Raw genomic sequence first — 8,873 nt, 5'->3', positions numbered from 1 at the left:
TCCATCAGCGAACCGCCGCCGGCCAGCTGCTTATTTAAGCGCCATTGATTAGGGTCGCCGATATTGAAACCACACAGGCCCTGAAAAAACATGATCTTTCCAAACTCACCCGCTTTTCTCATTCTGATGATTTCCAGGGTCTTAGGCTCAAAATGCATTCTATAGCCCACCAGTAGTTTCACACCTGCCTTTTTACAGGCATCTACCATTTCCTGTCCCTCTTTGGCATTTAATGCCATAGGTTTTTCACAGATCACATGCTTTCCTGCCTTTGCCACGCGGATCGCCTGGTTATGGTGCAGCCCATTTGGAGTAGTGATGTATACTGCATCTATATCCGGGTTGTTTTTGATGGCATCAAAACTCTCATAGTTGTAACAATTCTTCTCGGGGATGCCATATTTGCTCTGCCAGTTTGTAATTTTAGAAGGAGTGCCGCTGATCACGCCGACCAGCTTTGCCTTCTTGCAGTCGCGCATGGCATCAGCAACACGGCCGCCATACCCGCCCAGTCCCATAATAGCTACCCTTAAAACAGGGCCATCATAATTTTCCTCAATGATCTTCACCTCATTTGCCAGTCCGGATAAGGGTGTAAGGGGTAAAGTAATGGCCGATGCAGCCAGTAATTGCAAAAAGTCGCGGCGTGTATTCATACATTAAAAATTGGTTTTCAACAAGATAACAATTTACATCATTTCCTTGTTTAGAAAAATAGTATTAAAAAAATCAGCCTGCGGATTCAATCAGCAGGCGCATGGCTTCATTTTTCAATAAAACAGCCTCATCATATGCTAAAAACACTTCATCAGAGGTGAAAATAAAATCAATCTGGCCTTTAAAACTGGTGGTAAACAGGGTGGAGGGATTTCCAAAAGGAAATATAGTGGCATGAGGATACACAGCATCGACTTCCATATTGCCATACCGCTCCTCAATGTCCACCCGGCCCATATTAGACAAGGTAAAATCATGCACACCTTTTTCGGCCCGCGCATACTTTGTCATTTTGGCCAGGGAAGGCATCAAACTCTCGCTGTACATCAAAACACCACTGACGTCCATTTTATTTATTTTCTCCTGCAGGTCTTCTTTTATAAAGCGGGCCTGAGACCAAAAATCATTGCTTTTGCATTTTTTCAGGCTCAGGTCGATCATCGACGGGTAAGCAAAGATCATATTGGCCGCTACCTGCGGGATGAATTTTCTCATATCCACTGCACAGTACATTTTATCGTGAAATTTTGAAGAACCTGTACTTTTAAAAGCGCTTTCGAATGCCACACTTATTGCCGCATTAACAGAAACCTCTTCTGCTTTGCATTTTGCCAGTATCCGCGCCGACTGTTCAATATCCAGTTTCCAATAGAGCAGGTAGGGGCGGTTCCGTTTTATTTCCTTTTTAAAAGCAACCAGCGACAATGCCAGCTTTGCAATCACAGAGACCAGTGCCGTTTTAAACTGATTGAGCTTACTGTTCCTCATTTTTTCCGGAATAAATTCCTGTACCGAACCAAATGAGGTATAGCTGCCGATATCCAGCAAGGGCTCAGCAAGCAATCGCAGGGTTTCATCAATAATGTTCAGCACCGACCTGCCATCGCATATGCAATGGTGGCACACAAAGATCAGTTCGGAAACGTCATCAGCAGCAAGCCACACCACCCTGATCAGCAGTTCATGCTGCGCATCAAAAGGTTTCAGGCATTCCCTGGCAGCTTCCTTTTGCCAGTCCTTGTCGGTGTACCGGGTCGCTATCCGTACCTCCACTTTCCCCAAAGGCTCCTGTGTGATAAAATGAGGGATATTGGAGTCATCTTCTATGACATTAACACGCAGCAGGGGGTGTCTTGCCTGCACTTTCCCGAGCGCTTCCTGCAAACACTGCAATTCAATATTTCCTTTAATTTTTACTGCTGAGACCACATTAACAGGCGTGCGGCCCCCGGCATACATTGTACCCTCGATCAAGGATAACTTTCTATTCATAGCAGGGATTCTATAGCAACAAGTATAAGTAATTATTTTAAAGAAACCCCGCTATCTGTATAGGACTTTTCGATCAGCCTGTTGTCCTTTAATCAGAATTATTACGCCTGCCCCGAAAAATTAATTAGGAATTTAAAGAAGAAAAGCTATATATTTATTTTAGTGTCATTGAAATATTACACTGTAAGGTTCCAGTGACATTAAAACAGCCTGAATCAAATGCAGGCACAACCAAATAAACCGAAAAACTAAACTGTATGAACCGATCACTCAATCAGGCTTACGCAGCCATATTTAAGTTTCTACATTACTAAATCGTTTTCTCTTATTCTATAATACCTACAATGGCAAAATTCTACTTACCTGTTGCATGTCTTTTTCTATTCGCTTCCTGCAGTCAGTCCGGTAAAAACGGACAAGATACAGTCGCTGAAAACCCACTGTTTAAACTGATGGACTCTTCAAAGACCAGGATTCTTTTTAACAATGTGATCAAGGAGGACTTTGACCGGAATATTCTTAACTATCAGGCGTTCTACAATGGCGGCGGAGTTGCTGTTGGCGACCTCACCAATGACGGGCTTGATGAAGTCTATTTTTCCAGCAATATGGGCGGGAACAAACTTTACCTCAACCAGGGAGATATGCAATTTGCAGACATCACAGACCTGGCAGGAGTAGGGGCCAGAACCGGAGGATGGAAGAATGGAGTAAACATGGCAGATGTCAATGGTGACGGCAGACTCGATATTTATGTTTGCTACTCAGGCAGATTTGAGGACAAATACAGGAAAAACCAGCTTTTCATCAACCAGGGACTGAACAGTGAAGGCTTACCAACTTTTATCGATGAAGCAGAATCATACGGCCTTGCAGATACCTCTTACAGCACACAATCGCACTTTTTTGATTATGACCGGGACGGTGATCTGGACATGTTCCTGGTGAATGAAAACATCAATGTCCTGAGCAACCTGGATGACGTGACCATACAGGAACTGAGAAAACAGGATGATCCGCTTTCCGGCCCTAAACTGTACAGAAATGACAATAACCATTTTACCGATGTGACCAAAAAAGCCGGGCTGAATACTTCGACCTTGTCTTATGGGCTCAGCGCCGGTATAGCAGATATCAATACAGACGGATTACCGGACATCTACCTGTCCAATGACTACGCCGTACCCGATTTTATGTACATCAACAACGGTGATGGGACATTTACAGACCAGATGCGAAACAATCTGGACCACATTACGCTATTTTCAATGGGCAACAGCATCACAGACATCAATAATGACGGCCAGCCCGACATTTATACCCTGGATATGCTGCCCGAAGACAACCGCAGGCAAAAACTGCTGGCCGGTCTGGACAATTATGAATCCTTTAACATCAACCTGCGCAACGGTTTTTATTACCAGTACATGCGCAACATGCTGCACATCAACAACGGCAATGGTACTTTCAGTGAGGTCGGTCAGCTGTCCGGCATCTCCAACACAGACTGGAGCTGGGCCCCTTTATTTGCAGATTATGACAATGACGGCTGGAAAGACCTGTTTGTGACCAATGGGTACATGCGTGATTTCACCAATATGGACGTCATCAAATACAACGCGAACTATTTTCAGAGTGTTGGCGGACAAGTAGAACCCAAACACATCCTGGACATGCTCAATAACATGCCTTCTTCTGATGTCAAGAACTACATCTACAAAAATAACGGCGACCTTACCTTTACCGATAAGGGTAAAGCCTGGGGTATGGACATCCCTTCAAACAGCAATGGAGCGGTATACAGTGATCTGGACAATGACGGAGATCTGGACATTGTTGTCAACAACATCAACAGAGCCGCATTTGTCTACCAAAACCAGGCTGACTCCACCAAACATTATTTAAAATTAAAACTGACTGGTGCCGGCAAAAACACCGGTGGCTACGGTGCAGTAGTTACCCTGTTCAACAAAGGAAAACAGCAGTGCATAGAGCAAATGCCCTCAAAAGGATATTTGTCCAGCGTATCTGCCATGCTGCACTTTGGCCTGGGCAAGGACAAAGACATCGACTCCCTGCAGATCGTATGGCTTAGCGGCAAAAAGCAGGTGCTGAAAAAAGTGTCGGGTAACCGGCTGATGTATTTAAAGGAAGAGGAAGCAACAGAGACCTATCACAAGCCTCAGCCCCCGAAAGCTATATTTACAGAAATCAGCTCAGCAATAGTATCGGCCCAGGTTAAAAACGAGATCAATGACTACAAACGCCAGCCGCTGTTGGTCAATGCGCTTTCTTTTGCTGGCCCCTGCATGACTAAAGGAGACGTGAACGGAGACGGACTTGAGGATGTCTACGTAGGCGGTGATCTACACGAAACGGGTGCCCTGTTCATACAGCAGAAGAATGGGAAGTTCGTCAAAAACCAGCAGCCTTTTATTAGCGATAAAGAAAGCCAGGATGCCGATGCCTTGTTTTTTGATGCCAATGGCGATGGCAAAACAGACCTTTATGTGGTAAGTGGTGGATATGGCGATTACAAAGATGCCGATCCATTGTTTCAGGACCGGCTATACCTCAATGACGGCAAGGGTAACCTTTCGAAATCTGCCAGCTCATTACCGGAAATGCGTGTGAGCAAAAGCTGCGTACGCAGTGCTGATTTCAATGGCGATGGCCGTCCGGATCTTTTTGTAGGAGGCCGGAATACAGGTTCCAGATATCCTGAAGCCCCAAAAAGCTTTATCCTGATCAATGATGGCAAAGGGCACTTTACAGACCAGATTAAAAAGATAGCACCGGATATGGAGCACATGGGCATGGTTACAGATGCCGCATGCCTGGACCTGAACGGAGATAAAAAGCAAGACCTTATTCTGGTAGGAGACTGGATGCCGCTTAGCGCATTTATCAATGATGGCGGTAAACTGAAGAACAGGACCAGCAAATATTTTGATAAAGAATACACCGGCTGGTGGAATACCCTGAAAGCAGAGGACCTCAACGGGGATGGAAAACCTGATCTGGTAGTGGGTAACCTCGGCCTGAACAGCCAGTGTCGTGTGAGCGAGACAGAACCGGCAGAACTTTGTTACAAAGATTTTGATGACAACGGGGCAGTAGACCCTATCCTTTGTTTTTATATCCAGGGCAAGAGCTATCCTTACCTGTCCAGAGATGAAATGCTGGATCAGATGAGCATTATGCGTCCCCGTTTCCCGGATTACAAAAGCTACGCAGACGCCACTCTGAAAGAAGTATTCACACCAGAGGAGATGAAAGATGCAAAGACATTAAAGGCCAATTACCTGAAAACCGCATATTTTGAAAGTACTGCCGATGGCAAGTTCAAAGAAAAGCAATTGCCGGTACAGGCCCAGTTCTCGCCGGTATACACCATCACACCAATAGATTACGATGGCGATGGCAACAAAGACCTGCTGCTTTGCGGAAACATCTACCAGTCCCGCATCCGTTTTGGCCGGTACGACGCCAACCACGGCGTATTGCTGAAAGGCAATGGCAAGGGTGGATTTACCTATGTGCCTGACCTGCAAAGCGGATTGAAGCTAAAAGGCGATGTAAGAAGTGTCATTGCTTTAAACAATACCCTGTATGTAGGGATCAATCAGCAAAAAATGCGGGCTTTCCAGTTCAATAAGAAATAAACCGATCATCTTAACCATGAAAACGATACTAATGAAACAACTGATAATTTGCTGTGCGTTGCTGCTCTGCTTAATGAGCTGTATGAAAAAAGAGAAAGATCCGGAATTGACCAATAAAGATATTGCCAAGGTTTTGGAACAGATGACGCAGTTCATGATCCACGATGTAACCAATCCACCACTGGCCGGCCGGTTTTATTCTTATGCCTGCATCTCAGGATATACCGTACTGGCTTTGAATGATTCCAGTGTGGTGCCCTTAAAAGGTGTTTTAAACGAATTTCCAGACATCACCACTCCTTTAGATTCAGGAGCATATTCCCCTCAGCTGAGCGCCATCCTGGCCATGACAGGCACGGCAAAGAAAATGCAGCCTTCCGGCAAGCAGTTTGGTGCCTTTGAAAAGCAATTTCTCGATTCCTGCCGTAAGATCGGTTTCTCTGACGAAATCATCGCGCACTCGCAGTCCTATGCCAATCAGGTCATCAAACAGATCATGCCGTACGCCAAAAAGGACCGCTACAACAAGATCAGCAATTACCCGCGCTATACGCCGCTCAACACAGAAGGCAGCTGGTATCCGACTCCACCTGCATTTTTTGCACCTGTAGAGCCTTATTTTAACACCGTACGTCCATTTTTTATTGATTCCGCACAAGCGTTCAAATCAGTTCCGCCCATTCCTTATTCAAAAGATAAAAATTCTCCCTTTTTCAAACTCCTGATGGCAAATTATATAGAAGGAGGCTCCGGATTGACGACCGAGCACAGGGAAATAGCCGCATTCTGGGACTGCAATCCCTTTGCCCTTAAAAATGAAGGACATTTACTGGTAGGGTTGAAAAAGATCTCCCCCGGGGCACACTGGATCGGCATCACCGGTATAGCCTGTCAGAAAGCCAAAGTTAACTTCTCAAAAACACTGGAAATCTATACAGTGGTCACCCTGGGTCTTACAGACAGCTTCATCAGCTGCTGGGATGAGAAATACCGGAGCAACAGGATCCGTCCTGAAACCGCTGTCAGAAGACTAATAGATCCTAAATGGAAACCTATGCTGCAAACTCCTCCCTTTCCGGAGTACATGAGCGGCCATTCACACATCTCCTCAACCACAGCAACCATTCTTACCTATTACTTTGGTGATGATTTCAGTTATACAGACGATGTAGAGGAAAAATACGGATTGAAATCAAGGAAGTTCATTTCGTTTAACCACGCCGCAAAAGAAGCCGCAATGAGCAGATTCTGGGGGGGTATCCATTTTATGGATGGAATTGAAAACGGGGTAAACGTAGGTAATAAAATTGGTGAACACATTGTAAACAAGCTCAAAGCAAATCAGATCAAATCATTAAAATAAATTCAAACAAGCTATAAATCCTAATTCTTAAAACATGAAGAAAATTCTACTTACGCTCTCCACACTCGCCACATTAACTTTATTTGCCTCAAAGACCCAGGCCCAGGGCTGTGTCGCCATCCGCAGTACAGGTGGCATCTGTTCCATGACCGAGCATCCTGAAGGAGAGCTTGGCACCGCAGGCGGCTGGGTGCTCAATGTCAATGAACGTTATTTCATGTCCAACAAGCACTTCAAAGGAGATGTTTATCAGAAAGAGCGGCTTGAACTCGGTAACGAGGTGATCAACCACCAGTTTGCCACCGATATTTCCCTGATCCGCATATTCGACAGCCGCTGGTCGGCAATGATCGATGTTCCGGTGATTTCCAATATGAGGTCTTCCAAATATGAGCACGGCGGAAATGCCAAAGCGCGTGGCAAGATGCGTTCTTTCGGTTTAGGAGACATCCGGGTCGCCGCATACCGCTGGTTGTTTGATCCAGTGAAGAATCCAAAAGCCAACCTTCAGGTAGGACTGGGCATCAAGTTCGCTACCGGTGATTATGACTATATGGACTACTGGACCCAACAGGGAGCCGGGAACACCCGTGAACTTCGTACCGTAGATCAGTCGATACAACTGGGCGACGGCGGTACCGGTCTGACTTTAGAACTGAACGGTTTTACCAACGTAGGTAAAAACCTTGGCCTGTACGCCAACGCTTTCTACCTGGCAAATCCACGTCAGAACAACGGCGTAAGGACTTACCGTGAAGTTGTCAGCGCAACCATAGCCAACGAGGCGATCAGCAGTGTGCCAGATCAATTTATGGCCAGAGTAGGCGCTAATTATGCAATCAGCAAATGGGTATTGTCCGGAGGTGCACGTGTAGAAGGTATTCCTATCCATGACGTCATCGGCGGCAGCGGCGATTTCCGCAGACCAGGCTATGTGATCTCAGTGGAGCCAAGCATTACCTACCAGCTGAGCAAGATCAATTTCTATGCTTCGGTACCAGTTGCAGTGTACAGAAAAAGAACCCAAAGCGTTACGGACCGCGCAAGACAAACCGGGGCTACCTTTGTAAACGGCGATGCAGCATTTGCAGATTACTCAGTTAACCTGGGTATTTCCTTCAGACTCTAATCTAAAAATACGTTTCTAATGCAGAGGCTGCCCGATTTTTTTGGACAGCCTCTTTTTTTACGGATATAGCCCTTCTTTTATCTCAGCGGTCTTCTCATTTCAGCCGCTTATTTTGTATCTTATGCTTCCGGAAAATTATGGGGGGAATGCTTCAGGCGCTAAATCACATTTCAGGGATACTTAAATTAAGAACGCTGACCATGTTCCTGATATTAGCTTGTATTGCCGAAAAAGGTAAGGCGCAAGCCGATCCGGAACCTCATTTCAGAATAACGAATTATACCAATCACACCATCAATGGTTTTGCCCCTGCGGGAGCGATCATTAAGCTTTACTATGCCGATCGGGGTTCCTTTACCCCCAGGACCAGTGTGCCATTTCAAACTATAGTAACCGATGGGCCGCCATATTTTGTTTGGGCATACGCCCGGGGGTCTGATGACCTGGGAGATTTTGACGGCCCGGTGGTTGTGTCCATGACCAGGCCGGGGAGTACCGAGGAGATATTTGAATCATCCGTTTTAGGAGCAGATGAAGTCAGGATTCTCGATCCGCGGCCCTGTGCAGAAACACAAACGATAATCATGCATCCCACAGCAAATGATGCATTTACCTGGAGAGATGAAAGGGGAAATATAAAAGGCAATGACAAATTGCTGCCAGACGTGCCCCCCGGCACATATACGCTCGAGTATACCAACATTGCCGGACGATTTTATCGCAGTGT

General features: G+C 45.8%; 6 protein-coding genes. 4 read left to right on the top strand and 2 right to left on the bottom strand.

Annotated features, from left to right (window positions below; genetic code table 11):
• On the bottom strand, nt 1-656 hold a 656-nt coding region (locus tag VK541_RS17130), incomplete at its 3' end, for a Gfo/Idh/MocA family oxidoreductase (RefSeq protein WP_324371559.1).
• Nucleotides 657-729: 73 nt separating this feature from the next.
• Nucleotides 730-1,989, bottom strand: a complete 1,260-nt coding sequence (locus VK541_RS17125; protein WP_324371558.1) for a condensation domain-containing protein — start codon at nt 1,987-1,989, stop codon at nt 730-732.
• 344 nt (nt 1,990-2,333) lie between these two features.
• Here VK541_RS17125 and VK541_RS17120 point away from each other — a divergent pair, with 344 nt between their 5' ends.
• The 4 genes from VK541_RS17120 to VK541_RS17105 form a co-directional block, all read left to right on the top strand.
• A complete protein-coding gene (locus VK541_RS17120; protein WP_324371557.1) occupies nt 2,334-5,654 on the top strand; it encodes a VCBS repeat-containing protein in 3,321 nt (1,106 codons plus the stop codon).
• 82 nt (nt 5,655-5,736) lie between these two features.
• Nucleotides 5,737-7,017, top strand: a complete 1,281-nt coding sequence (locus tag VK541_RS17115) for a vanadium-dependent haloperoxidase (RefSeq protein WP_324371556.1) — start codon at nt 5,737-5,739, stop codon at nt 7,015-7,017.
• A gap of 34 nt (nt 7,018-7,051) precedes the next feature.
• The gene (locus VK541_RS17110) at nt 7,052-8,146 is read left to right on the top strand and encodes a hypothetical protein (RefSeq protein ID WP_324371555.1); all 1,095 of its coding nucleotides are present in this window, start codon (nt 7,052-7,054) and stop codon (nt 8,144-8,146) included.
• 146 nt (nt 8,147-8,292) lie between these two features.
• The coding region (locus VK541_RS17105; RefSeq protein ID WP_324371553.1) for a hypothetical protein at nt 8,293-8,873 on the top strand (581 nt) is incomplete at its 3' end.

The organism is Pedobacter sp. (assembly GCF_035317785.1).
GTDB lineage: Bacteria > Bacteroidota > Bacteroidia > Sphingobacteriales > Sphingobacteriaceae > Pedobacter.
Note: the sequence above shows the minus strand (reverse complement) of the source record. Positions and strands in the feature narration are given on the sequence as shown.